Source organism: Arhodomonas sp. KWT, assembly GCF_010993615.1.
This window is the reverse complement of record NZ_WNXE01000004.1, coordinates 1-1726: the sequence shown is the minus strand read 5'-3', so window position 1 is coordinate 1726 and position 1726 is coordinate 1. Positions and strand designations below refer to the sequence as shown.

At 67.5% G+C, this 1726-nt stretch carries 1 protein-coding gene; it reads left to right on the top strand.

Annotated features, from left to right (window positions below; translation table 11 throughout):
- Nucleotides 1–671: 671 nt before the first annotated feature.
- On the top strand, nt 672–1726 hold a 1055-nt coding region (locus G7A99_RS01925; protein ID WP_163138733.1), incomplete at its 3' end, for an MFS transporter.

Below are 1726 nucleotides of genomic sequence, written 5' to 3'. Positions count from 1 at the left end.
ATTGCGCACTCCTCGCTCAGGGTTATTCGGTCGCTGTGCGGCGTTCACGCCTTCCGGACCGCCGGACACGACATGTCTTACACGTACCCGTTCCGGGTTCGTGACGGTCTAGGCATGGTGTCGTGTGCGGCACGGTTATGGGGTGTTCTCAGGCCCCGGCGACATGACTGGTGGTGGATGCAGGGGTCGTGGGGATAATCCGGCAGGCGGTGAAATCCATCATCAACGGATTTCTTCTCCGTCGTTTAGATTGGCCTATCATTAATGCACTACACGATAGTCCGTGTCAAGCGTGACGCGGCCCGCCGGCCGCGGTGGTGCCGGCACTCACCCCGGTCGTGGAATGGTCAGGTCCGCCGCATCTCGGCTATGCTCACCACCGCCGAACAACAATCAACCGGCCGGTCTTCCGGGCCGGTCGCATCACGGGCATCCATGCGTCAGACGTTACTATCCGGATCATCAGCGCACGGCCCTGCCGGCGGCCAGTGCGGGCCGCGGCGTGGACGGCGGGACTGTTATCGTCACCGGCCGTGGACGCCGGATGGCGTTGCCCGCCTTGGACGCGTGGCCGTCCGGACAGTGCCCATCCGCGATCCCGGCGGGGCCGCCGGCAGGCGCACCCCGGCCGGCGGTGCAGGACGGGCGCGTTACTGGAAGGAGGGGGCGGTATGACCCGAATCGTATCCCCCTTCGTCGCGCTGTTCCTGTCGTTCGGGCTGCTGCTCGTCGGCGGGGGCCTGTTGGGCACGCTGGTGGGCGTGCGGATGACGATGGAGTGGTTCCCGACCCAGGTTATCGGTCTGGTGGCGGCGAGCTACTCGGTCGGCTTCGTGCTCGCCACTCGCATATGCGGCCGGGTGATCGCGCGTGTCGGCCACATCCGGACGTTTGCCGCGCTGGCGGTGATCGCGGCGACCAGCACGCTGGCGTACCCCATCTTCATCGAGCCGGTGGTGTGGGGCGGCATGCGGCTGGTCTACGGTTTCGCCATCGCCGGCCTGTACATGGTGGTGGAGAGCTGGCTCAACGACCGCACGCCGCCGGAGTACCGGGGCCAGGTTTTCGGCGTCTACAGCGTCGTGACCTACGTGGGGCTCGGGGGCGGCCAGTTCCTGCTGGTGTTCTCCGATCCAGCCGGATTCGAGCTGTTCAGCCTGTCCGCCGCGCTGATCGGCCTTGCGCTGGTGCCGGTGACGATCACCCGCACCTCCTCCCCGGAGCTGCGCGAGGTGGTGCCGGTGCGGCTGCGCGAGCTCTACGCGGCGTCTCCGTTGGGGGTTGTGGGGTGCGCGGCGGCGGGGGTGATCAACGGCTCGTTCCTGGGCATGGGGCCGGTGTATGCCAAGGGCGCCGGGTTCAGCCAGTCGATGATCGCGATCCTGATGGGCGTGACCATCGTCGGCGGTTTCCTGCTCCAGTATCCCATAGGCAGGCTGTCGGACCTGTACAATCGCCGTGACGTGATCGCCACGGTCGCCGCGGCGGTCGCGATCGTCAGCGGCGCCATGGTGGCGCTGACCGCGCACAGTACCGGGGCCGTCGTCGGGTTGTCGGTCCTGTGGGGCGGGCTCGCATTCACGCTCTACCCGCTGTCGGTATCGCTGACCAACGATTTCATGGACGCCAGCCGGATGCTCGGTGCCAGCGCCGGCCTGCTTCTCGTGCACGGTGCGGGGATGATCGCCGGTCCCGTGGCGACGTCGCAGCTCATGGGCCTGGTCGG